This window comes from Streptomyces sp. NPDC021562, assembly GCF_040640875.1.
Lineage (GTDB): Bacteria > Actinomycetota > Actinomycetes > Streptomycetales > Streptomycetaceae > Streptomyces.
On sequence record NZ_JBFACN010000006.1, the window covers coordinates 141,288 to 164,747 of the forward strand.

Genomic DNA, 23,460 nt, shown 5'->3' on the forward strand with positions numbered 1-23,460 from the left:
CGTGAATTGGTTCACGAATTCGGCGACCGGGTGACATCCGACGGAAAATAACAAGAAGGGCCCTGCTCGCAGGGCCCTTCTTGTCGTCGATCAGGTGGCTCTCAGGTGAGCGCGACCCCCGGCGGGACGGTCGGCCAGGTCATGCGGATCAACCCGCCGTTCTCCCCGGCGGTGACCTCCACGTCGTCGACGAGACCGCTGATGACCGCGAGGCCCATCTCGTCCTCCTCGGCCTCCACGTCCGCCTCCGCCGAGGCACCGGATGCCCGGTCACCGGGAGCGGAGCGGGGCGCGTCGTCGCCGACCTCGATGGAGAACTGTTTCTCCTCCTCGATCAGCGCGACCCGCACGGGCTCGGTTATGCCGGAGCTCTGGTGCAGACCCACCGCTCGGGAACAGGCCTCGCCGACGGCCAGCCGGACCTCGTCCAGGACGGCCTCGTCCACTCCGGCCCTGCGAGCCACCGCCGCCGCCACCAGTCGGGCGGTGCGGACGTGCTCGGGCAGCGCGCTGAAGCGGAGTTCAACGGTGGCCATACGTCCCCCTCGGAACGGAACTACGGGCGTGCGGTGGGAGGCCGGGCCGCCGAGAACCCGGGCCCCCGATCAATTGCGTCCGTCGTGGGCACTGCGGCCCGTGAACGGCTGCCGGCACGGGCACGCGGGCCCGAACGGGCTGGGGTGGCAGGCGGGCGCGTACGGGACGTACGCGCTCGTGCCGGAGACCGGCCGGACGCCGGGGACCGATGGGCGGTCCGGGGCGCGTCGGCCGGTCCGGGTCAGTCGGTGGCCGCCACCGCTTCCTCGACCGAGGTGTGGATCGGGAACACCTTGGTGAGGCCGGTGATGCGGAAGATCTTCAGAATGCGCTCCTGGTTGCACACCAGGCGCAGCGAACCCTCATGGGCACGCACCCGCTTCAGGCCGCCGACCAGCACGCCGAGCCCGGTGGAGTCGAGGAAGTCGACGCCCTCCATGTCAACGACGAGGTGGAAATTCCCGTCGTTCACCAGCTCGACCAGCTGCTCGCGCAACTTGGGCGCGGTATATACGTCGATTTCGCCACCGACCTCGACGACCGTACGATCGCCGACTGTACGGGTCGACAGGGACAGGTCCACGGATCCTCCAGCACCTTGCTATCGAGCGGTCGCCCCTCGGGACACCTCGGCTTGCGGCCCCTGGGACGTTCGCCAGCCGCGATGGCATTCAATCACTTACCGGCAGGCGTGCACGACGCCTTGGCCCCATTGTCCGTCACGCCGGTGACACACTCGGTCCCGATGGCCATAAATCACCGATCCGATCGACCGCCGGTTCCGGCCGTGTCCGGGTTCTCTCCGGGCACGGTCCTGGACCGGCTCGCCTCCGGGCCGAGCCGGGCTTCGCGCATCACTCATACGGAGCACTTGCCCCCGCGCGCGGGTCGGCATGCCGTCTGGCCTGACCGGATTCGCGCGGAGGTGATCGCGGCCGTGCGGAAGTGCGGCATCGAGCACCCGTGGGAGCACCAGGCGCTGGCCGCCGAGCACGCCCTGGACGGCGACTCCGTGGTGGTCGCCACCGGCACCGCCTCCGGCAAGTCCCTGGCGTACCTCGTGCCCGTCCTGTCCACCCTCCTGGAGGGGTCCGAGGCACCGAACGGCCGCGGGGCCACCGCCCTCTACCTGGCGCCCACCAAGGCTCTGGCGGCCGATCAGTGCAGAGCGGTGAAGGAACTTTCACAACCGCTCGGCAACGCCGTGCGCCCCGCCGTGTACGACGGCGACACGCCGTACGAGGAACGCGAGTGGGTCCGCCAGTACGCGAACTACGTCCTCACCAACCCGGACATGCTGCACCGCGGGGTACTCCCCGGGCACCCGCGCTGGTCCTCCTTCCTGAAGTCGCTGAAGTACGTCGTCATCGACGAGTGCCACACCTACCGGGGGGTCTTCGGCTCGCACGTCGCCCAGGTACTGCGCCGACTGCGCCGGCTGTGCGCCCGCTACGGCGCCTCCCCGGTCTTCCTGCTGGCCTCCGCGACCGCCGCCGAACCCGCCGTCGCCGCCCGCCGGCTCACCGGCCTGCCGGTCGTGGAGGTCGCCGACGACGCCTCCCCGCGCGGCGAACTGGTCTTCGCCCTGTGGGAGCCGCCGCTGACCGAGCTGCACGGCGAGAAGGGCGCCCCCGTCCGCCGTACCGCCACCGCGGAGACCGCCGACCTGCTGACCGACCTCGCCGTGCAGGGTGTGCGCTCCGTCGCCTTCGTGCGCTCCAGACGCGGCGCCGAGCTGATCTCGGTCATCACCCAGGAACGGCTGGCCGAGGTCGACCGTTCCCTCGCCCGGCGTGTCGCGGCCTATCGCGGCGGCTACCTGCCCGAGGAGCGGCGTGCGCTGGAACGCGCGCTGCACTCCGGGGAGCTGCTCGGGCTTGCCGCCACGACGGCCCTGGAGCTGGGTGTGGACGTCTCCGGCCTGGACGCCGTACTGATCGCCGGGTACCCGGGCACGAGGGCCTCTGTGTGGCAGCAGGCGGGTCGCGCGGGCCGCTCCGGCCAGGGCGCCCTCGCCGTGCTGGTCGCCCGCGACGACCCGCTGGACACCTTCCTCGTCCATCATCCCGAGGCGCTGTTCGACCAACCGGTGGAATCGACGGTCCTCGACCCCGACAACCCGTACGTCCTCGCCCCGCACCTGTGCGCCGCCGCGGCCGAGATCCCCCTCACCGACGACGACCTCGACCTCTTCGGGCCCGCCTGCGCGCAGCTGCTGCCGCAGCTGGAGGCCGCGAAGCTGCTGCGCCGGCGCACCAGGGCCTGGCACTGGACCCGGCGGGAGCGGGCCGCCGACCTCACCGACATCCGCGGCGAGGGCGGCCGCCCGGTGCAGATCGTCGAGGCGGGCACCGGACGCCTGCTCGGCACGGTCGACGCGAGCGCCGCGCACTCCACCGTCCACGAGGGCGCCGTCCACCTCCACCAGGGCCGCACGTACCTCGTGCGGTCCCTGGACCTGGAGGACTCGGTGGCCCTGGTCGAACAGGCCGACCCGCCGTACTCCACGGTCGCCCGCGACACCACGGCCATCTCCGTCCTGGAGACCGACGTCGAGGTCCCCTGGGGCGACGGCCGTCTCTGCTACGGCTCCGTCGAGGTCACCAACCAGGTGGTCTCCTTCCTCCGGCGCCGGCTCATCACCGGCGAAGTCCTGGGCGAGACGAAACTCGACCTCCCTCCTCGTACGCTGCGCACCCGCGCGGTGTGGTGGACCGTCACCGAGGACCAGCTCGACGAGGCCCGAATCGCCCCGGAGATCCTCGGCGGCGCCCTGCACGCCGCCGAGCACGCCTCCATCGGCCTGCTCCCGCTCTTCGCGACCTGCGACCGCTGGGACATCGGCGGCGTGTCGATCCCGCTGCACCCGGACACGCTCCTGCCGACGGTCTTCGTCTACGACGGCCACCCGGGCGGCGCGGGCTTCGCGGAGCGCGCCTTCCACACGGCCCGCACCTGGCTCACGGCCACCCGGGAGGCGATCGCCGCGTGCGAGTGCGACGCCGGCTGCCCCTCCTGCATCCAGTCCCCCAAGTGCGGCAACGGGAACGAGCCGTTGCACAAGCGGGGGGCGGTACGGCTCCTCACGGTGCTGCTGAAGGGGGCGCCGGACAACCCCTAGCGCCTCATGGGCGCGTCGCCGGCCGGGCCCGCTCTGGCCCGGACCTCCGCCGCGAACGGTCCCGCTCCCGACGCCGCCGTCACATCCGAGACGTCCCCCGTGAGCACGCACCGCGTCAGCCGGGTGCCCTGTGCCCGTGCCACCCGGTCGGCCCGGGCACAGGCCACCGCCGTCCCCTCGGCCCAGTGGTCCGCCGCGGCGAGCGCGGCCATGTCGGCGCCGCCGGCCGCGCGGTGCCGCGCCACCACGCCCTGCCCGAGTCCGAGCACGACGCCGAACACGACGCACAGGACAGCGATCGCCCCCACGCTCCAGACGGTGGCGGATCCCTGATCCGAGCACCGGCGCTTCACGGTCCCTCCGCCGACGCCACCGCCGACTCCCGCACCTCGAAGGGCAGCGCACCCAGCACCGGCGGCCTCGCCACCACCGTCACCCGGACCCGGTCACCCTCTCTGCCCACGGTCACCGTCGCCCCGTCCGGCGCCGCCTCCTTCGTCACCGCGACCACCGCGTCCTCGGCGTCCTGCCGCGCGGCCGCCCGCGCCCCGGTGCGGGCGGCGTCCACGCACCGGATCTGGGCGGCCACCACCAGCAGCCCCCACACCAGCGCCATCGTGAACGCCACCAGCACCGGCAGCACCACGGCCGCCTCCGCGGTCACGAACCCCCGGTCGGCCCGGCGCCCTCGCTCACATCCGCGCACTGAGGGCTCGCTTCACGATGTCCTGCAGTTCGTGACTGACCTGCCCGCTCGTCACCACCGCGTACAGGACCGCCGCGAACCCGACGGCGGCGATGATCCCCATCGCGTACTCGGACGTGACCATTCCGGCGTCCCGACGCAGCAGCATCCGCATTTTCCGGTACATGTTGACTCCCTTTGATCTGTTGAACCCGACTTGATCCGTTGAACCCGTAGAACCCGCTGAACCCGTTGAGTCCCTTGCACCGTCGAGCCGGCCCGTCGAACGGCGTTGCCTTCCCTGAACTCACGACTCGGTTCCGTCGCCCGCCCGCTCGCGGGGCGTCATCCGCCACCTCCTCGCAGCACTCCGCCCGCCAGCCCGATCACCACGGGCAGCACGCCGACGCAGACGAACGCGGGCAGGAAGCAGAGCCCCACCGGCGCCGAGATCAGCACCGCCGCCCGTCGCGCCCGGGTCGTCGCGGCCCGCGCCCACTCCGCACGGGCGTCCGAGGCGAGCCGGGCGACGGGGACCGCGGCCGGCAGCCCGGACTCGTCGGCCCGCTCCAGCAGCCGGGCCAGGGCGGCGGCACCCGGCAGCGCCGCCAACCGCCGCCAGGCTTCGGCCGGTTCGCCGCCCAGCCGCACCTCGGCCGCGCCCCGCGCGAGCCCGTCCCCGACGGGTCCGCCGAGAGCCTCGCCGACGGCCTGGGCGGCGACCACCGGACCGGCGCCGGCCGCGATGCAGGCCGCCAGGAGGTCTGCGGCGAGCGGGAGTTGACGCGCCGCCTCGGCCGACTCCGCCCGCGCCGCCCGCTCCCCGTCGCCCTCCCGGCGCCGCCACCGCCACAGCACCACGGCGACGCCCAGCCCCAGCAGCGCCCCGGTGACCCCGCCGACCAGCACCCAGCCGCCGCACACCACGCCGGCCACCGGCAGCCACCCGCGGAGGGCGCCGCCCACGTCCGGGTGGGACTCCGCCGTCTCCAGGGCCAGCAGTGCGGCCAACCGGCGCCTTGCCCGGCGCCCGCGCCCGGCCCGCTCCAGCCGCCACGCCGACCAGCCGAGGACCAGTAGTACCGCGACCGTCGCCCCCAGCCTGTGGACAGCCTCAAGCCCACCGGCAACCTCAAGTCCACCGACAGCCTCAAACCTGCCGGCAACTCCCAGCCTGTGGACAACCCCCGGCCTGTGGCCGGCGGTCAGGCTGGGGCCGGCCGCAAGGCTGGGGCCGGTCGTAAGGCTGGGGAAGGCCGTCAACCTGTGGAGGGCTTCCGCGCTCATCCCGCCTCAGCTCCCCGCACGATCCGAACCGCCCACCACATCCCGGCGCCTTCGAAAACGGTGCCTGCGACCAGGCACCCCAGCCCGGCCCCGGTGTGCAGCAGCACCCGCAGCGGCTCGGCACCCATGGCCGAGCCGAGCAACAGGCCGAGGGCCGGCAGGGCGGCGAGCATCAGGGCGGTGGCCCGGGCGCCCGACAACTGGGCCCGCAGGTCGGCCCGCTGGTCCCGGTCGGCGCGCAGGGCCGCGTCCAGGCGGTCCAGGCCCGTGGCCAGTCCCGCACCCTGGTCGACCGCGACCCGCCAGCAGGCCGCGAGCCCCGACAGGCCGTCGGCGCCCGGCTGCCGAGCCGCCACCGCGAGGGCGCCCGGCACGTCCCCGCCGAAGCGCGCCGCCGCCACCACCGCGGCCTGGGCCTCACCCAGTCCGCCGGAGTCCCGCGCGGCCCGCAGCAGCGCCTCGGCGGGCTGCCGTCCGGCACGCACCTCGCCGGCGAGCGCCCCGCACAGCGCGATCACCGCGTCGGCGCGCACGTCCCGGGTACGCCGCGCCTGCCGGGCCAGTCGCAGCCGGCGCAGCACCGGGACCCCGGCCGCCCCCGCGAGGACCGGAAGGACCGAACCGGCGAGGAACGCGAGCGCCAGCCCGACGACGAGGGCCCACCACTCCGCTCGCAGGCGGCCGTGCAGCCTCCGCAGTTCCCCGGCCGCACGCTCCCAGGAGGGCGGTCCGGTGGCCACCACCCCGCCACCGGCGAGCAGCAGCCGTGCCCGCCGCACCTCACGCTGCCGCTCGGCCAGCAGCCAGGCCATGACCCCACCGCAGACCACGACAGCACCCACCGTCGTCTCACCCATCACGGGCACCCCTTCTCGGAATTCCGGTCACCCACGTCACTTCGAAGCAGCTCCCGCAGCCGCTCCCAACCCCGCTCGCGTGCGAACGCGTCCGTGCCCCAGCGCAGGGCCGGTACCGTCCGCACCAGACCCGAGGGATCCCGTTCCAGCACGTGCACCTCGGTGATCCGGCGTCGCCCCGCCCGGTCCCGTGCGAGGTGCAGCACCACCGACAGGGCGGCCGCCAACTGGCTGTGCAGGGCCGCCCGGTCGAGTCCCGCGGCCGTACCGAGCGCCTCCAGGCGGGCCGGTACGTCGGCCGCCGCGTTGGCGTGCACGGTGCCGCAGCCGCCCTCGTGGCCGGTGTTGAGCGCGGCCAGCAGGTGCACCACCTCGGGTCCGCGCACCTCGCCGACCACGAGCCGGTCGGGGCGCATCCGCAGGGCCTGCCGGACCAGGTCCTCCAGGGTGACCAGGCCGGCGCCCTCCTGGTTGGCGGGTCTGGTCTCCAGCCGTACGACATGGGGGTGTTCGGGCCGCAGCTCCGCCGAGTCTTCGGCGAGCACGATCCGCTCCCCCGGACCGACCAGCCCGAGCAGGGCGCTGAGCAGGGTCGTCTTGCCGGTGCCGGTGCCGCCGCTGACCAGGAAGGACAGCCGGGCCGCCAGCAGGGCGCGCAGGATCCGGTCGCCGCCGGGCGGAACGGTGCCCGCCGCGACCAGTTCGTCCAGCGTGAACGCCCGGGGCCGTACCACCCGCAGGGACAGGCAGGTGCAGCCGACCGCCACCGGGGGCAGGACCGCGTGCAGGCGGGTGCCGTCGGGCAGCCGGGCGTCCGCCCAGGGACGCGCGTCGTCCAGGCGCCGGCCGGCCACCGCGGCCAGTCGCTGCGCCAGGCGTCGTACCGCCGCCGCGTCCGGGAAGGCGACCTGGGTCAGTTCCAGGCCCCCGCCGCGGTCCACCCAGACCCGGTCGGGTGCGGTCACCAGGACGTCGGTGACCGTGGGATCGGCCAGCAGCGGCTCCAGAGGGCCGCTGCCGACGAGTTCGGAGCGGAGTCGTTCGGCCGCGCCGAGCACTTCGGCGTCGCCGAGCACCCGGCCCTGTGCGCGCAGCGCCTGCGCCACCCGCGCGGGCGTGGGTTCGGCGCCGCTCTCGGCGAGCCAGCGCCGCACCCCGTCGAGCAGGGCCGGGCCGTCACCGCCCGGGGCGCCGGGCCTCATACGCCACCTGCCTCGACCAGCGTCCGCTCCCAGAAGTCCTTGCAGAAGCGGGCCAGCGGCCCGCGTGCGACGGCGCCCGGGGGTTTGCGGTCGGCACGGGACAGGCCGGGTTCGGCGGGCACTTCGCCGGCCAGGGGCAGGCCGAGCAGGTGGGCCACCTCCCGGTCGTCCAGACCCGGCGGGTACGGCCCCCGCACCGCCACCCGCAGGTCGCGCACGACCATGCCGACGGTGGCCGCCACCCGTCCGGCGGCGGCGATCGCGCGCAGTTCGGCCGGGACCACCAGGACGGCGAGATCGAGCTGGGTGAGGACTTCGGCGATCCCGTCGTCCAGGCGGCGCGGCAGGTCGACGACGACCGTGCCGCCGCGTCGCCGGGCGGCCGCGAGCACCGCGCGGACGGCGGGCGGCGGGATCGCCACGCAGTCGCCGCGGTCCCAGCTGAGGATGCGCAGCGAGTGCAGTTCGGGCAGCGACTCCTCCAGGGCACCGCTGCCGAGCCGGCCGCGCGAGGCGGCGAAGGCAGGCCAGCGCAGGCCCTCGGCCGTCTCGCCGCCGAGAAGTACGTCGATTCCGCCGCCCAGTGGGTCCGCGTCCACGAGGAGGGTGCGCAGGCCCTCACGCGCGGAGGTGACGGCGAGCGCGCAGGCGAGCGTGGAGGCACCGGCCCCGCCCCGGCCGCCGATCACTCCGACGGTGAGGGCCGGGCGGCCCACACCCTCGACGACGTCGGCGATCCGGTCCACGAGCCACTGCTCGCCGTCCGGCAGCATCAGGACGTGGTCGGCGCCGATCTCCACGGCCCGTTTCCACACGTCGGGGTCGTCCTGGTCCTGTCCGACCAGCACCACCCCGCGTCGGCGGGTGGCCCCGCGCACCCGCCGTGCCGCGTCGTCGCCGACCAGGACGAGCGGGGCGGACTCCCAGCCGCCGCCGCGTTCCGGCACGCCGGGGTGGACCTCTGGTTTGGCGCCGGCCGCCGCGCACAGCCGCAAGAGGTCGTCGAGGAGTTCGGCGTTCTCGGTGACGATCATCGGGCGTCCGGGCCGTCCCGCGGCGGCGGGCGGTGGATCCTGCGTGACGGTTTTGGCCATGTGAGCTTCCCCCTTGGCTGAGTGGTCGCTGAGTGGTGTCGCGTGGCCACTGCGGCCCCGCGATTCCCAAACGTGTGAAGAACCGGCAATCGGCCTTCATATGCACGGCCGGTAGAAACCGGCCATTGGCACCCGGCAATGGGAACCGGCCATGAAGTGGTCGCCGCCGGGTCGCGCTGGAATCACGGTGCAACGAACCGGGAAATCGTGTGGATCTTGGTCGAAAACCGTGGACAGGCCGGGGGTTGTGAATATCTCCGTCACCCATACCGGTGAGCCCCGTTCTGGGCTCCGTGCGACTTCCACAGCGCAGCGCCTCGACTACTCCGCGTGACGGATCATGGGCATGCGAAAGGGGCGGCCGAAGCCGCCCGACCGGGCCTCGCGGCCCGCGAAAAGAGGGGAGAAACCCACCCGGACATGCGACGACCCCCACCGGGGGGGAGAGTGGGGGTCGTCTCCACGGCCGACTCGGGGGGGGGAGGAGCCGGACCGGGTTAGCACGGTCGCGAACGATCCGTGACTTCCATGGTGTACCCGAGAGCCCTCTCAGGCAAACCCACGCGCCCCACCTTACGCCGAATGGTGGGCGCCTATGCTCGGGGTCGTGGAAAACCACTCCTTGCCCCGCACAGCGGCGTTCTTTGACCTGGACAAGACGGTCATTGCGAAGTCGAGCACGCTCACCTTCAGCAAGTCGTTCTACCAAGGCGGCCTGATCAACCGCAGGGCGGCGCTGCGCACCGCGTACTCCCAGTTCGTGTTCCTGGTCGGCGGTATGGACCACGACCAGATGGAGCGCACCCGCGCGTACCTGTCCCGCCTCGTCCGCGGCTGGAACGTCCAGCAGGTCAAGGAGATCGTCGCCGAGACCCTGCACGACCTGATCGACCCGATCATCTACGACGAGGCCGCCTCCCTCATCGAGGAGCACCACCGGGCCGGCCGGGACGTCGTCATCGTCTCCACGTCGGGCGCCGAGGTGGTGGAACCCATCGGCGAACTGCTCGGGGCGGACCGGGTGGTCGCCACCCGGATGGTGGTCGGCGAGGACGGCTGCTACACGGGCGAGGTGGAGTACTACGCGTACGGCCCGACGAAGGCGGAGGCCGTCCGCGAGCTGGCCGCCTCCGAGGGATACGACCTGGAGCGCTGCTACGCGTACAGCGACTCGGCGACCGATGTGCCGATGCTCCGGGCGGTCGGGCACCCGCACGCCGTGAACCCGGACCGCGCGCTGCGGCGCGAGGCCCTCGCGCACGGCTGGCCGATCCTCGACTTCCACCGCCCGGTGCGGCTCAAGCAGCGGCTCTCCACGCCTCCGCGGCCGGCCCTGGTCGCCGCGGCCGCCATAGGCGCGGCAGCCGCCACGGCGGGTCTGGTCTGGTACGCGAGCCGGCGCCGGAGCACGGTCGCCTGAAGGGGCCGGCCCCGGCCCCTTCATTCACCCGTTCGGCCCATCGGCGCCCTTTTAGTGCGTCTTTGAACCTAAAAGTAAAGAACTGCGGGCAGGACTTCCGCTTGCTCCGGGCTTGCAGTACAAAGGGGTTAGCGGCCCGCGAGACCAAAGGACATCCGCGAGGATCACCTTTAAAACGCATTTGGCCCCACGGACCCAGCATGGCCACCGGGCACCCACGCGACGTCGACCCGTCGATTACGGGCCAGCCGCACCAGGTGACGGGCAAAGCACCCGACCTGATGGGCGACACATCGAGGACGCTTGGTAACCCGGTGAACATGCCAGCGGCGGTACGAGTCCTCGTACCGCCGCAACCCTTTTCCGGCCCCTTCGCCCCTACGCCGCCCCGCGCTGCAGCGCCTCGCAGACCGCCGTCGACTCGCGCACGCCCAGTTCGACCGCCCGTCCGCAGTGCGCGATCCAGGCCGCCATCCCCTCCGGGGTGCCCGAGACGTAGCCGTCCAGGGCAGCCAGGTAGGCGGCGCGGCCCAGCTCCGCATGGCCCACCTCGGCGGGGCAGATCGCCTTGGGGTCGAGACCGCTGCCGATCAGCACGATCCGCTCGGCCGCCCGCGCGACCAGTCCGTTGCTGGTGGTGAAGGGCCGCAGAGCGAGCAGTTCGCCGTGCACCACGGCGGCCGTCACCAGTGCGGGCGCCTGGCTCCCCGCGATGACCAGCTGGGCGAGGCCCTCCAGGCGTCCCGCCACCTCGTCCGCGCCCGGCAGCGGCAGCTCGACCAGCGGCTCGTCGACACGCTCGCCGGCCTGCCGGGGCCTGCCCACCTCGTCGCCGCCGGTGGCCGCCGCCACGAGGTGCAGCCGGGCCAGCACCCGCAGCGGGGACTGCCGCCAGATGGACAGCAGCTGTCCCGCCTCCGCGGTCAGCCGCAGCGCCGCTCCGACCACGCGCGCCTCGTCGTCCACCCCGAAGTCGGAGCGCCGCCGCACCTCCTCCAGCGCCCAGTCGGCCCCGGAGAGTGCGGCACTGCCCCGGGCACCGCGCAGCGCGGCCTCGGAGGTGACGGCGTTGCTGCGGCGCCGCATGACCCGGTGCCCGTACACCCGGTCCACGGCCTTGCGCACCGACTCCACGGACTCGGCCACCCCGGGCAGCGCACCCAGGGCCGCGAGCGGATCGGCGGTCGCACCTGTCGTACTCATGAGTACGACCCTACGCACCCCGGCCGGGCACTCCACGAAGGAGTGGTCTTCTTCACTCCACATGACACGGACAGCTACGAGTCGACTACTCTTCGTGAACATGAAAATTGCTTTCGTCGGGAAGGGCGGCAGCGGCAAGACCACGCTCTCCTCCCTGTTCATCAGGTATCTCGCGGCGGCCGGCGCTCCGGTGGTCGCCGTCGACGCCGACATCAACCAGCACCTCGGTCCCGCGCTCGGCCTCGACGAGTCGGAGGCGGCGGCGCTGCCCGCGATGGGCGAGCGGCTGTCCTTGATCAAGGACTACCTGCGCGGCAACAACCCGCGCATCGCCTCCGCCGCGACGATGATCAAGACCACCCCGCCCGGCGCGGGCTCACGGCTGGTCCGGGTGCGGGAGCCCAACCCGGTGTACGACGCGTGCGCACGGCCGGTGGAACTCGACGGCGGCGCCGTCCGTTTGATGGTCACCGGGCCCTTCACGGACGCCGACCTGGGCGTGTCCTGCTACCACTCCAAGACCGGAGCGGTGGAGCTGTTCCTGAACCACCTCGTCGACGGGCCCGACGAGTACGTCGTGGTCGACATGACGGCGGGTTCGGACTCCTTCGCCTCCGGCATGTTCACCCGCTTCGACATCACGTTCCTCGTCGCCGAACCGACCCGGAAGGGGGTCTCCGTCTACCGCCAGTACAAGGAGTACGCCCGGGACTTCGGCGTCGTGCTGAAGGTCGTCGGGAACAAGGTGCAGGGGCAGGACGACATCGACTTCCTCCGCTCGGAGGTCGGGGACGACCTGCTGGTCACGGTCGGGCACTCGGACTGGGTACGCGCCATGGAGAAGGGCCGTCCACCCCGGTTCGAGCTCCTGGAGGACGCCAACCGCGACGCCCTGCGCAGCCTCAAGGCCGCCGCCGACGCGACGCACGCGTTGCGGGACTGGGAGCGCTACACCCGGCAGATGGTCCACTTCCACCTGAAGAACGCCCTGTCGTGGGGCAACGAACGCACCGGGGCCGACCTGGCCGCCCAGATCGACCCCGGCTTCGTGCTCGGTGAGGAAGTGGCGGCTACTGCCTGACCGCCGGCGCCCCGGGCACCCCCTTCGGCGCCGGGGCGGGGTGACCGGACAGGAAGGACGCCCAGCCCTGCCGCGGGGCCTCGCCCACGTTCAGGCTCCGCAGCCGTGCCAGGACCTGCGGGTCCTGGGCGTCCAGCCAGTCGGCCAGCTGATGGAAGGAGACACAGCGCACGTCGGGCTTGTTGCAGACGTTCTGCACCACGTCGTCGAGGGCGCGCATGTACGTGCCGCCGTTCCAGGACTCGAAGTGGTTGCCGATCACGAGCGGCGCGCGGTTGCCGTTGTAGGCCCGGTTGAAGCCCTGGATCAGGCCGTCGCGCATCTGGTCGCCCCAGTAGTCGAACTTGTCGGGGTCCCCCTGGGTCTGGGTGCCGGACTGGTTGACCATGAAGTTGTAGTCCATGGTCAACTGCTCGTAGGAATGGCCGGGGAAGGGCACGAGCTGCATGGACAGGTCCCACAGCCCTTCCCTCTTCTTGGGCCAGACCTGGTCGTTGACCCCGCTGGTGTCGTAGCGGAAGCCCAGCTGGCTCGCCGCCTTCACGAAGTTCTTCTGACCCTCCAGGCAGGGGGTGCGGGCGCCGATGAGCTCCTTGTCGTAGTCGAAGGGCAGTGGTGCGGCGTCCTTCATGCCGGTGTTGGTCTTCCAGGTCTTGACGAACTGCTTGGCCTGGGCGATCTCGCTCTTCCACTCGGCCACCGACCACTGGCCGACACCACCGTCCGGGCCGCAGAAGTGCCCGTTGAAGTGGGTGCCGATCTCGTTGCCCTCCAGCCAGGCCAGCCGTAGTTGCTTGACGGTGTCGGCGATGCCCTGCTCGTCGTTGAAGCCGATCTCCGAGCGGCCGGGCGAGTGCTGCGGGGGGTGATAGAGGTCCTTCTTCTCCTCCGGCAGCATGTAGACGCCGCTGAGGAAGAACGTCATGTTCGCGTGGTTCTCCTTGGCGACCTTGCGGAAGTGCGAGAACAGCTTCTGGCTGTCCTCACCGGCGCCGTCCCAGGAGAACACCACGAACTGCGGGGGCTTCTCACCGGGCTTGAGCTTCTCCGGCCGGGGCAGATGCGGCTGCGCCCCGGTGTACGCGGTGGAGCCGTCGCCGATCAGACGGACCACGCTCTGGGGCGCCGGCGCTCCCTTCGGCGGCCCGGACGTCCCTTTCTCGGGATTGGTGCCGGTCGCGCAACCGGCCAGCGACGCGGCACAGGCCGCGGCGGTCACGGCGCCGACGGCGATCCTCTGGGTGGCGGCCAATTCCGCTCACCTTCTTCCTTCTCTCGGCGAACGCCCATGACGGCGTTTTATGGCGGGGTGCCGGTTATGTGCCGACAGCGCGGCCAAGGTCGCATAGGACCGAGAGAGGGATTAATACGACAAGCCGATGAACTGCTCACTTCACCCAAGAGGGCGAATCGATGCCCCATTTGCACAGAAAATCCGCGCCTGATTTTTACTCCGTATTACGATTCGTTTACTGAGGGCGGGCTGCCGGTCGCCGGGGTCGCGGTGCGCAGTTCGGCGAATGTGCGATCCGGTGCCGTGAGCCGGAACTCCACGATGCTGCACGGCGTTCTCGTAGTAGTCGCCGCGCTGCTGATGGTCCCCGTCCTGGATCTGACCCCGCTCGCCTCGCTCGCCGCCCTGGTGATGGCCGTCGGCATCCAGATGGTGTCCCCGCATCACATCCGCACGGTGACCCGCCACCGAGAAGTGCTGGTGTACGCCGTCACCACTCGGCGTGGTCGCCCCCGGGGTACTGCAGGGAGTGGCCCTCGGAGTCGCCGTGGCCGTCGTCGTCGCCCTGCACCGCCTCGCCCGTACCCGCATCACGCACGTGGAGAAAGGAGGAGTCCATCACGTACACGCACGAGGGCAGTTGACGTTCCTCTCGGTGCCCAGGCTCAGCAGAGTCCTGCATCTCGTACCCCACGGCACCCACGCCGTGGTGGAGTTGGACGGTTCGTTCATGGACCACGCGGCGTACGAGGCACTGCAGGACTGGCGCCGGCCCCACACCGCGCAGGGCGGCTCCGCCGAGCTGACCGGCCGGAGACCGGGCGTCGGCTCACCGGAGCACGGCCACCGGCCGAGGGTCCGGATGCCTCACGGCCCGGGGCGGCAGCCGTCGCAGCTCTTCCACCTGCGCCGACCTCCGGCTCGTCACCTCGATGATCACACCCAGTGACCCGGGTGACCTGTTCGTGGTCCGCAACGTCGGCAACCTGGTCCCCCTTCCGGGTGAGGAGAACGGCGACGACTCGGGTTCCGCCTGAGGCACCCCGCCCGATAGGTCTAAACCAATTGCCGGACGGCTCTTGTCACCGGACCCCTGGGTCTGATGAGCTGTGTGGCTTGGGACACAACGGACACCGGGACACCCTTCGAAAGGGAGATGTCGTGAGCAACGAGAGCCTGGCCAACCTCTTGAGGGAGGAGCGACGCTTCGCGCCGCCCGCCGACCTGGCCGAGAACGCCAATGTCGGGGCCGAGGCGTACGAAGAGGCCAAGGCTGACAGGCTCGGCTTCTGGGCCGCGCAGGCCCGCAGGCTGACCTGGGCCAAGGAGCCGACCGAGACGCTGGACTGGTCCAACCCGCCGTTCGCGAAGTGGTTCAAGGACGGCGAGCTCAACGTCGCCTACAACTGCGTGGACCGGCACGTGGAGGCCGGGCACGGCGACCGGGTCGCCATCCACTTCGAGGGCGAGCCCGGCGACAGCCGCGCGATCACCTACGCCGAGCTCAAGGACGAGGTCTCCAGGGCCGCGAACGCCCTGCTGGAACTGGGCGTCCAGGCAGGCGACCGGGTCGCGATCTACATGCCGATGATCCCCGAGACGGCCGTCGCGATGCTCGCCTGCGCCCGGATCGGCGCCGCGCACTCCGTCGTCTTCGGCGGCTTCTCCGCCGACGCGCTCGCCACCCGCATCCAGGACGCGGACGCCCGGGTCGTCATCACGTCCGACGGCGGTTACCGGCGCGGCAAGCCGTCCGCGCTCAAGCCCGCCGTGGACGAGGCGGTCGGCAAGGCGGGCAACGTCGAGCACGTCCTGGTCGTCCGCCGCACCGGGCAGGAAGTGGCCTGGGACGGCAGCCGGGACGTGTGGTGGCACGAGCTCGTCGACCGGCAGCCGGCCGAGCACACTCCGCAGGCCTTCGGCGCCGAGCATCCGCTGTTCATCCTCTACACGTCCGGCACCACGGGGAAGCCGAAGGGCATCCTGCACACCTCGGGCGGCTACCTCACCCAGACGTCGTACACGCACTGGGCGGTCTTCGACCTCAAGCCGGAGACCGACGTCTACTGGTGCACGGCCGACGTCGGCTGGGTCACGGGCCACTCCTACATCGTCTACGGCCCGCTGGCCAACGGCGCGACCCAGGTGATGTACGAGGGCACCCCGGACACCCCGCACCAGGGCCGGTTCTGGGAGATCGTGCAGAAGTACGGGGTGACGATCCTCTACACGGCGCCCACCGCGATCCGCACGTTCATGAAGTGGGGCGACGACATCCCCGCGAAGTTCGACCTGAGCAGCCTGCGGGTGCTCGGCTCGGTCGGCGAGCCGATCAACCCCGAGGCCTGGATCTGGTACCGCAAGCACATCGGCGCCGACCGCACCCCCGTCGTGGACACCTGGTGGCAGACCGAGACCGGCGCCATGATGATCACGCCGCTGCCGGGCGTCACCGCGACCAAGCCCGGATCCGCGCAGACCCCGCTGCCCGGCATCTCCGCCACCGTCGTCGACGACGAGGCGAACGAGGTCCCGGACGGCGGTGGCGGCTACCTGGTCCTGACCGAGCCGTGGCCCTCGATGCTCCGCACCATCTGGGGCGACGACCAGCGCTTCCTGGACACCTACTGGTCCCGGTTCGAGGGCAGGTACTTCGCGGGCGACGGCGCGAAGAAGGACGACGACGGCGACATCTGGCTGCTCGGCCGCGTCGACGACGTCATGCTCGTCTCCGGTCACAACATCTCCACCACCGAGGTGGAGTCGGCCCTCGTCTCCCACCCGTCGGTCGCCGAGGCGGCCGTGGTCGGCGCGGCCGACGAGACCACCGGACAGGCCATCGTCGCCTTCGTGATCCTGCGCGGCACCGCCGACGCCGAGGACGAGAACCTCATCGCCGACCTGCGCAACCACGTCGGCGCCACCCTCGGCCCGATCGCCAAGCCCAAGCGGGTCCTGCCGGTCGCCGAGCTGCCCAAGACCCGCTCCGGCAAGATCATGCGCCGACTCCTGCGCGACGTCGCCGAGAACCGCCAGCTCGGCGACGTGACCACCCTGACGGACTCCACGGTCATGGACCTCATCCAGGCCAAGCTCCCCGCCGCACCCAGCGAGGACTGACCCGGACAGGGCCCACAGGGGCGCCCGGAGCGCGACGCGCCGGGCGCCCCTTTTGCACCTACCGTGGATCCCACCCGGCATCCACCGCCGCACCTTAGGTAAACTAAGCAAAGAGCGTGACCTCAGGTGTGCCGGGAAGTCTGGTCGGCAGCTGCCCCGTCCTGCCCACCGACCGGAGGTCCCCGTGTCCGCGCCCCGCACCACCCCCGTCCGCAGGTTCCTCGACCGGCTGTCGCTGCCCGAGCGGACCTTCGTGACGGACGCGCTGCGGACCGAGACCGTCGGCGGGGTGGTGCTCCTGCTCGCCGCCACGGCCGCGCTGCTCTGGTCGAACATCCCCGGCCTGCACCACAGCTACGAGACGGTCAGCCACTTCCACCTCGGCCCCACCGCCCTCGGCCTGCACCTGTCCGTCGCCCACTGGGCCGCCGACGGCCTGCTCGCGGTCTTCTTCTTCGTCGCCGGCATCGAACTCAAGCGGGAGCTGGTCGCCGGTGACCTGCGGGATCCCAGGGCGGCCGTGCTGCCGGTGGTCGCCGCCCTGTGCGGAATGGCCGTACCGGCGCTCGTCTACACCGTCACCAACCTGGTCGGCGGCGGCTCCACGCACGGCTGGGCGGTGCCGACGGCCACCGACATCGCGTTCGCGCTGGCCGTGCTGGCGGTCATCGGGACCTCCCTGCCGAGCGCGCTGCGCGCCTTCCTGCTCACCCTCGCCGTCGTCGACGACCTGTTCGCCATCCTGATCATCGCGGTCTTCTTCACGGAGCGGGTCGACTTCGCCGCGCTCGGCGGCGCGGTGCTCGGCCTCGCCGTCTTCTGGCTGCTGCTGCGCAAGGGCGTGCGCGGCTGGTACGTGTACGTCCCGCTCGCGGTGGTGATATGGGCGCTGATGTACCACAGCGGCGTGCACGCGACCATCGCCGGTGTCGCCATGGGCCTGATGCTGCGCTGCACCACCCGCGAGGGTGAGGAGTGCTCCCCCGGCGAGCGCATCGAGCACCTGGTGCGGCCGTGGTCGGCGGGGCTCGCGGTACCGCTCTTCGCGCTCTTCAGCGCCGGCGTGACGGTGTCCAAGGGGGAGCTCGCGGACGTGTTCGGCAGGCCCGAGACGCTGGGTGTCGTCCTCGGGCTGGTCGTCGGCAAGACGGTGGGGATCTTCGGCGGAACCTGGCTGACGGCCCGCTTCACCCGGGCCTCGCTCGGCGGCGGCCTCGCGTGGGCGGACGTCTTCGCGGTCGCCACGCTCGCCGGGATCGGCTTCACGGTGTCGCTGCTCATCGGCGGACTCGCCTTCGAGGGCGACGCCGTGCTGACGGACGAGGTCAAGGCCGCCGTGCTCATCGGATCGCTGATCGCGGCCCTGTGCGCCACCGTGCTGCTGAAGATACGCAACGCCCGCTACCGCAAGCTGGTCGAGGCCGAGGAGCGGGACGAGGACAGCGACGGCATCCCGGACGTCTACGAGGAGGACGACCCGGCGTACCACCTGCGGATGGCGGAGATCCACGACCGGAAGGCGGCCGAACACCGCCGGATCGCCGCCGAGATGGAAGCCGAGAAGGCAGCGGAGGAAGCCTCCCGCTAGCCACCGCGCGGTGCCCGCCGGCCGCCCCGAAGGGTACGACGCGCTTGCCGAAGTGCCGGGCGGGGCAGGCGCGCAGGGCGACCGTCCGGCATGATCTGACGAGACGGTACAAAAGACGATGACACGTACGCAGAGGGAGACCGCGATGAGCGCACCCGACGGCAGCCCGGTCGGTGCCGAACGCAGCATCGGCCAGTTGTTCGCCTCGGCCACGGCCGAGATGTCGGCGCTGGTGCACGACGAGATCGCGCTGGCCAAGGCCCAGCTGAAGCAGGACGTGAAGAAGGGCGCGACGAGCGGCGGCGCGTTCTCCGCGGCCGGTGTGCTGCTGCTGTTCTCCCTGCCGATGCTCAACTTCGCGCTGGCGTACGGCATCCGGACCTGGAGCCACTGGAATCTCGCGGTCTGCTTCCTGCTCTCCTTCGCGGCGAACGTGCTGGTGGCCGTCGTCCTCGCGCTGGTCGGTGTGGTGTTCGCGAAGAAGGCCAAGAGGGGCCAGGGCCCGCAGAAGGTGGCCGCGTCGATGAAGGAGACGGCCGGCGTGCTGCAGAACGCCAAGCCGCATCCGCGTCCGGAACTTCCCCGGGACGACGTGCCGGCCATCGAGGCTGTGGGACGCTCGTCGTCATGACGGAACCCGCTCCCTCGGCCGTGCGGCTGGAGGGCCCCTGGACGCACCGGGACGTCGCCGCGAACGGCGCCCGCTTCCACATCGCCGAGCTCGGCGACGGCCCGCTGGTCATGCTGGTGCACGGGTTCCCCCAGTTCTGGTGGGCCTGGCGGCACCAGATGGCCGCGCTCGCCGACGCGGGTTTCCGGGCCGTCGCCATGGACCTCAGGGGCGTCGGCGGCAGCGACCGCACCCCCCGCGGCTACGACCCGGCCAACCTCGCCCTCGACATCACCGGCGTGATCCGCTCCCTGGGTGAGCCGGATGCCGCGCTGGTCGGCCACGACCTGGGCGGTTACCTGGCGTGGACGGCGGCGGCGATGCGCCCCAAGCTGGTACGCCGGCTCGCGGTGGTGTCCATGCCGCACCCGCGGCGCTGGCGCTCGGCGATGCTGCGGGACCGCCGGCAGTCGGCCGCCGGCTCCTACATCTGGGGTTTCCAGCGCCCCTGGATCCCCGAGCGGCAGCTCACCGCCGACGACGGCGCGCTGGTCGGCCGGCTGATCCGGGACTGGTCCGGGCCGCGGCTGCCCGAGGACAAGGCGGTGGAGACGTACCAGCGGGCGATGTGCATCCCGTCCACCGCGCACTGCTCGATCGAGCCCTACCGCTGGCTGGTGCGGTCGCTGGCCCGCCCCGACGGCATCCAGTTCAATCGGCGGATGAAGCGCCCGGTGCGGGTGCCGACACTGCACCTGCACGGTTCCCTGGACCCGGTGACCCGCACCCGCAGCGCGGCCGGCTCCGGCGAGTACGTCGAAGCGCCGTACCGCTGGCGGCTGTTCGACGGCCTGGGGCACTTCCCGCACGAGGAGGACCCGGCGGCCTTCTCGACCGAGTTGATCAGTTGGCTGAAAGACCCCGAACCCGATCGGTGACCGCGCCGATGCGCCCGGTATCCGGACCTGCACACCTGTTCTACGAACGGCCACATGCCCCGCGCATAGGCCGATTGGGGCGCGCCCGGGAGGTTATCGACCTTGGGGCGGGGGCAGACGTCGGGGTATGGGCTGGACGCACGACTACAGTGACGCACCCCGAAACCGCCGTACGGCAGGCGGTCCGAACCCCTACCGAGGAGCTGTCCCGCAGCTGCCGGGGACGGACCTGAGGGTAGGGATTCCGCATATTCTGCGCCGCCGGGCGCGCTGGGTCTCGGTACGTCTGCGCCACACCCGCGGCTGATCCCTCCGCGGGCCCCCAGGGGTCCTAGAGGGCGCAGCTGTCGGTGTCCACCTGCTGGTTCGCGGTTCGGCCCCGGGCGATGTCCGGCTGGATCTCGTCGGCCGTCAGCGCGTACCCGGTCTCGGCGTCGTCCAGGGACTTCGCGAAGACGACCCCGTACACCCGCCCCTCGGGCGTGAGCAGCGGACCGCCGGAGTTGCCCTGGCGGACGGTCGCGTACAGCGAGTAGACGTCGCGGCGTACGGTGCCGCGGTGGTAGATGTCCGGGCCGTTGGCGGCGATGCGGCCGCGCACCCGGGCGGCGCGCACGTCGTACGACCCGTTCTCCGGGAAGCCGGCGACGATCGCGCTGTCGCTGGTCCGCGCGTCCTTCGCGGAGAACTTCAGCGCCTTCGCGGGCAGGTCCGGCACGTCCAGCACCGCGATGTCGCGCTGCCAGTCGTACAGGACGACCCTGGCGTCGTACCTGCGGCCCTCGCCGCCGATCTGGACGGTGGGCTCGTCGACGCCGCCGACCACGTGCGCGTTGGTCATCACGCGGCGGTCGGCGAAGACGAAGCCGGTGCCCTCCAGGATCTTGCCGCAGCTCTGCGCGGTGCCTGTCACCTTGACGATGGACCGCTGGGCGCCGGTGGCCACCGCGCTGTTCGCGAGGGCGGGGTCGGGCGGCGGGACGTCGGTGATCGGCTCGTTGGCGAAGGGGCTGAAGACCTGTGGGAAGCCGTTCTGCGCGAGGACCTTGGAGAAGTCCGCGAACCAGCTGTCGGCCTGGGTGGGCAGCGCCCTGGACACTCCGAGGAGCACTTTGGAGCTGCGGACCTCCTTGCCGAGCGTCGGCAGGGTGGTGCCCGCGAGGGCGGAACCGATCAACCAGGCGACCAGCAGCATCGCCACCACGTTGACGAGCGCGCCGCCGGTGGCGTCCAGGGCACGGGCCGGGGACCAGGTGATGTACCGGCGCAGCTTGTTGCCCAGGTGGGTGGTGAGGGCCTGGCCGACGGAGGCGCAGACGATGACGACGACCACGGCGACCACCGCGGCGGTGGTGCTCACCTCGGCGTTGTCGGTCACCGCGTCCCAGATGACCGGCAGGGTGTAGACGGCGACGAGTCCGCCCCCCAGGAAGCCGATCACCGACAGGATGCCGACGACGAACCCCTGGCGGTAGCCGACGATCGCGAACCACACGGCGGCGACCAGCAACAGGATGTCCAGCACATTCACGGGATCACCCTGTCATGACCGCCAGTCCAGCGGGACCAGCTTCTCGCGGTCCCAGGAGCGCTCCCATCCGGCGTAGTGCAGCAAGCGGTCGATCACCCCGGCCGTGAACCCCCACACCAGGGTGGATTCGACCAGAAATGCCGGACCGCGGTGCCCGCTGGGATGTACGGCGGTGGCCCGGTTGGCCGGATTCGTGAGATCCGCCACGGGGACCGTGAAGACCCGCGCCGTCTCGTTCGGATCGACCACGCCGACCGGGCTCGGCTCGCGCCACCAGCCCAGCACCGGCGTGACCACGAAGTGGCTCACCGGGATGTAGAGCCGCGGCAGCACCCCGAACAGCTGGACGCCGGCCGGATCCAGCCCGGTCTCCTCCTCGGCCTCGCGGAGAGCGGCCCGCAGCGGCCCGTCGGCCTTCGGGTCGCCGTCCTCGGGGTCGAGGGCGCCGCCGGGGAACGAGGGCTGTCCGGCGTGCGAGCGCAGCGAACCGGCCCGCTCCATCAGCAGCAGCTCGGGGCCGGCCGCGCCGTGTCCGAACAGGATCAGTACGGCCGACTGCCGTCCGGCGCCGTTCTCCGGGGGCAGGAAGCGGCTCAGCTGCAGCGGCTGGACCGTCTCGGCGGCCCGCGCCACCGGCTCCAGCCAGTCCGGCAGGCCCTCCTTGCGGAGTACCGCGCCCGCCCGCGACCCGTCGGCGTCCGCCCTGCTGCCATGTGTCATGCCGTCCCCCGTCCTGCGCTGCTCCCCCGACCTGCCCACCGCTTGCGGCCTGCCCGTTCCAACGCCCCGAGACTCCTTGATCGTTCCGCCCGCCGGCCCGTAGAAAACCCCTGGGTCGTGTCCCTGATCAGTCCGGTCATGATCCGCCCGTTCATGATTCGCCCGGTCATGCCTCCGGTACGGCGCCCAGCGGCGGGGCCGGCCTGCCGCCCGCGTCCAGATACGCCTGCGGAGGCTTCAGACGCTGGCCGGGGAAGCCGCCCTTCTCGTACTTGAGCAGCTTCTTCGCCTTCTCCGGGTCGGTCTCCCCCTCCCCGTAGGCCGGGCAGAGCGGGGCGATGGGGCAGGCGCCGCAGGCGGGCTTGCGGGCGTGGCAGATGCGGCGGCCGTGCCAGATCACGTGGTGCGAGAGGTCGGTCCAGTCGGACTTCGGGAAGAGCGCGCCGACGGCCGCCTCGATCTTGTCGGGTTCGGTCTCCGCGGTCCACCGCCAGCGGCGGACCAGGCGCTGGAAGTGGGTGTCCACGGTGATGCCGGGGCGCCCGAACGCGTTGCCGAGCACGACGAAGGCGGTCTTGCGGCCGACGCCCGGCAGCTTGACCAGGTCTTCGAGCCGGCCCGGGACCTCACCGCCGAACTGCTCCACGAGGCCTTTGGAGAGCCCTGTCACGGACTTCGTCTTGGCCCGGAAGAACCCGCACGGCCGCAGGATCTCCTCGACCTCCTCCGGGTTGGCGGCGGCCAGGTCCTCGGGGGTGGGGTACTTGGCGAAGAGCGCCGGGGTGGTCTGGTTGACCCTGAGGTCGGTGGTCTGGGCGGAGAGCACCGTGGCGACCAGGAGCTGGAAGGGGTTCTCGAAGTCCAGCTCGGGGTGGGCGTAGGGATACACCTCGGCGAGCTCGCGGTTGATCCGGCGGGCCCGGCGGACCAGCGCCGTGCGCGACTCGGCCTTCTCCGGCGAAGCCTTCTTCGGCGCGGCCTTCTCGGGCACGGCCTTGGGCACAGCCTTCTCCGGCACAGCCTTCTTCACGGCTTTTACTGCTTTCGTCGTTTTTTTCGATTCACCCGGGACAGCACCGGACCCTTGTTCGCCCACAGCGGAATCGCGACGTACAACCACCCGCCCAGCCCCCTTGGCCTGTGCTCTCACCGGCGATTTGGACACCCGGCCAGCCTAAAGCCCGGCACCGACATCCACCCCGGACCCGGAAGATCAGCCCCCGATTGGACCC

22 protein-coding genes and 1 pseudogene are annotated in these 23,460 nt (G+C 71.8%); 9 read left to right on the top strand and 14 right to left on the bottom strand.

From position 1 onward, the window contains the following. Positions 1 to 101: 101 nt before the first annotated feature. Positions 102 to 536 carry an ATP-binding protein gene (locus tag AB0G52_RS11435; protein ID WP_132889469.1) on the bottom strand — a complete coding sequence of 145 codons (435 nt, stop codon included), beginning with the start codon at positions 534 to 536 and terminating at the stop codon, positions 102 to 104. A gap of 242 nt (positions 537 to 778) precedes the next feature. Continuing rightward, positions 779 to 1,120, bottom strand: coding sequence for an anti-sigma factor antagonist BldG (gene bldG, locus AB0G52_RS11440; RefSeq protein ID WP_010986038.1), 342 nt, complete (start codon positions 1,118 to 1,120; stop codon positions 779 to 781). 81 nt (positions 1,121 to 1,201) lie between these two features. Here bldG and AB0G52_RS11445 point away from each other — a divergent pair, with 81 nt between their 5' ends. Continuing rightward, positions 1,202 to 3,658: a DEAD/DEAH box helicase gene (locus AB0G52_RS11445; protein WP_165939391.1), complete on the top strand. Its 2,457-nt coding sequence runs from the start codon at positions 1,202 to 1,204 to the stop codon at positions 3,656 to 3,658. On the opposite strand, the gene AB0G52_RS11450 is transcribed toward AB0G52_RS11445, so the two are convergent. From AB0G52_RS11450 to ssd, 7 genes are all read right to left on the bottom strand, one after another. Then, complete coding sequence (locus tag AB0G52_RS11450; protein WP_361335988.1) at positions 3,655 to 4,011, bottom strand: Rv3654c family TadE-like protein; 357 nt, start codon at positions 4,009 to 4,011, stop codon at positions 3,655 to 3,657. The two genes, AB0G52_RS11445 and AB0G52_RS11450, sit on opposite strands and share 4 nt — an antisense overlap. Then, complete coding sequence (locus AB0G52_RS11455) at positions 4,008 to 4,322, bottom strand: TadE family type IV pilus minor pilin (RefSeq protein WP_132889471.1); 315 nt, start codon at positions 4,320 to 4,322, stop codon at positions 4,008 to 4,010. Before AB0G52_RS11455 ends, AB0G52_RS11450 begins: the two co-directional genes overlap by 4 nt. A gap of 28 nt (positions 4,323 to 4,350) precedes the next feature. Then, positions 4,351 to 4,530 (bottom strand): DUF4244 domain-containing protein, encoded by a 180-nt coding sequence (locus AB0G52_RS11460; RefSeq protein ID WP_132889472.1) that lies wholly within the window; start codon positions 4,528 to 4,530, stop codon positions 4,351 to 4,353. A 158-nt stretch (positions 4,531 to 4,688) separates the two neighbouring features. After that, positions 4,689 to 5,444 carry a type II secretion system F family protein gene (locus AB0G52_RS11465; protein ID WP_361336210.1) on the bottom strand — a complete coding sequence of 252 codons (756 nt, stop codon included), beginning with the start codon at positions 5,442 to 5,444 and terminating at the stop codon, positions 4,689 to 4,691. Positions 5,445 to 5,626: 182 nt separating this feature from the next. Further along, complete coding sequence (locus AB0G52_RS11470; protein ID WP_207921748.1) at positions 5,627 to 6,487, bottom strand: type II secretion system F family protein; 861 nt, start codon at positions 6,485 to 6,487, stop codon at positions 5,627 to 5,629. Continuing rightward, positions 6,487 to 7,689 carry a TadA family conjugal transfer-associated ATPase gene (locus AB0G52_RS11475; protein ID WP_132889475.1) on the bottom strand — a complete coding sequence of 401 codons (1,203 nt, stop codon included), beginning with the start codon at positions 7,687 to 7,689 and terminating at the stop codon, positions 6,487 to 6,489. The genes AB0G52_RS11470 and AB0G52_RS11475 overlap by 1 nt, the downstream gene beginning before the upstream one ends. Continuing rightward, positions 7,686 to 8,783, bottom strand: coding sequence for a septum site-determining protein Ssd (gene ssd / locus AB0G52_RS11480; protein WP_132889476.1), 1,098 nt, complete (start codon positions 8,781 to 8,783; stop codon positions 7,686 to 7,688). Before ssd ends, AB0G52_RS11475 begins: the two co-directional genes overlap by 4 nt. 595 nt (positions 8,784 to 9,378) lie before the next feature. On the opposite strand from ssd, the gene AB0G52_RS11485 reads away from it, so the two are divergent. Further along, the gene (locus AB0G52_RS11485; RefSeq protein WP_132889477.1) at positions 9,379 to 10,203 is read left to right on the top strand and encodes an HAD family hydrolase; all 825 of its coding nucleotides are present in this window, start codon (positions 9,379 to 9,381) and stop codon (positions 10,201 to 10,203) included. Between the two features lie 378 nt (positions 10,204 to 10,581). Here AB0G52_RS11485 and AB0G52_RS11490 read toward each other — a convergent pair whose 3' ends face one another. Further along, complete coding sequence (locus AB0G52_RS11490) at positions 10,582 to 11,406, bottom strand: oxidoreductase (RefSeq protein WP_132889478.1); 825 nt, start codon at positions 11,404 to 11,406, stop codon at positions 10,582 to 10,584. 100 nt (positions 11,407 to 11,506) lie between these two features. On the opposite strand from AB0G52_RS11490, the gene AB0G52_RS11495 reads away from it, so the two are divergent. Continuing rightward, positions 11,507 to 12,487: an ATP-binding protein gene (locus AB0G52_RS11495; protein ID WP_207921749.1), complete on the top strand. Its 981-nt coding sequence runs from the start codon at positions 11,507 to 11,509 to the stop codon at positions 12,485 to 12,487. On the opposite strand, the gene AB0G52_RS11500 is transcribed toward AB0G52_RS11495, so the two are convergent. After that, entirely contained in the window at positions 12,477 to 13,739 is a 1,263-nt protein-coding gene (locus AB0G52_RS11500; RefSeq protein ID WP_132889480.1) for a hypothetical protein, read from the bottom strand. The genes AB0G52_RS11495 and AB0G52_RS11500 overlap by 11 nt on opposite strands. A 225-nt stretch (positions 13,740 to 13,964) precedes the next feature. Between AB0G52_RS11500 and AB0G52_RS11505 the strand changes: the two are divergent. The 6 genes and pseudogenes from AB0G52_RS11505 to AB0G52_RS11530 all read left to right on the top strand — a co-directional run. Then, positions 13,965 to 14,746 (top strand): annotated as a pseudogene (locus AB0G52_RS11505) (SulP family inorganic anion transporter); the annotation flags it as partial. Positions 14,747 to 14,882: 136 nt separating this feature from the next. Beyond that, positions 14,883 to 16,841, top strand: coding sequence for an acetate--CoA ligase (gene acs / locus AB0G52_RS11510; RefSeq protein ID WP_132889481.1), 1,959 nt, complete (start codon positions 14,883 to 14,885; stop codon positions 16,839 to 16,841). Positions 16,842 to 17,025: 184 nt separating this feature from the next. Beyond that, positions 17,026 to 18,429, top strand: a complete 1,404-nt coding sequence (gene nhaA / locus AB0G52_RS11515) for a Na+/H+ antiporter NhaA (protein ID WP_132889482.1) — start codon at positions 17,026 to 17,028, stop codon at positions 18,427 to 18,429. A 145-nt stretch (positions 18,430 to 18,574) separates the two neighbouring features. Continuing rightward, entirely contained in the window at positions 18,575 to 19,060 is a 486-nt protein-coding gene (locus AB0G52_RS11520) for a phage holin family protein (protein WP_132889483.1), read from the top strand. Next, positions 19,057 to 19,977 carry an alpha/beta hydrolase gene (locus AB0G52_RS11525; protein ID WP_361335998.1) on the top strand — a complete coding sequence of 307 codons (921 nt, stop codon included), beginning with the start codon at positions 19,057 to 19,059 and terminating at the stop codon, positions 19,975 to 19,977. The genes AB0G52_RS11520 and AB0G52_RS11525 overlap by 4 nt, the downstream gene beginning before the upstream one ends. Before the next feature lie 127 nt (positions 19,978 to 20,104). After that, positions 20,105 to 20,284: a hypothetical protein gene (locus AB0G52_RS11530; protein WP_132889485.1), complete on the top strand. Its 180-nt coding sequence runs from the start codon at positions 20,105 to 20,107 to the stop codon at positions 20,282 to 20,284. Between the two features lie 24 nt (positions 20,285 to 20,308). Here the strand turns inward: AB0G52_RS11530 and AB0G52_RS11535 are convergent, their stop codons facing one another. The 3 genes from AB0G52_RS11535 to nth form a co-directional block, all read right to left on the bottom strand. Next, the gene (locus tag AB0G52_RS11535) at positions 20,309 to 21,508 is read right to left on the bottom strand and encodes a MarP family serine protease (RefSeq protein WP_132889486.1); all 1,200 of its coding nucleotides are present in this window, start codon (positions 21,506 to 21,508) and stop codon (positions 20,309 to 20,311) included. 12 nt (positions 21,509 to 21,520) lie between these two features. Next, complete coding sequence (locus AB0G52_RS11540; RefSeq protein WP_361336002.1) at positions 21,521 to 22,228, bottom strand: CoA pyrophosphatase; 708 nt, start codon at positions 22,226 to 22,228, stop codon at positions 21,521 to 21,523. Positions 22,229 to 22,394: 166 nt separating this feature from the next. Beyond that, the gene (nth, locus tag AB0G52_RS11545) at positions 22,395 to 23,231 is read right to left on the bottom strand and encodes an endonuclease III (RefSeq protein ID WP_361336212.1); all 837 of its coding nucleotides are present in this window, start codon (positions 23,229 to 23,231) and stop codon (positions 22,395 to 22,397) included. Between the last annotated feature and the right edge of the window lie 229 nt (positions 23,232 to 23,460).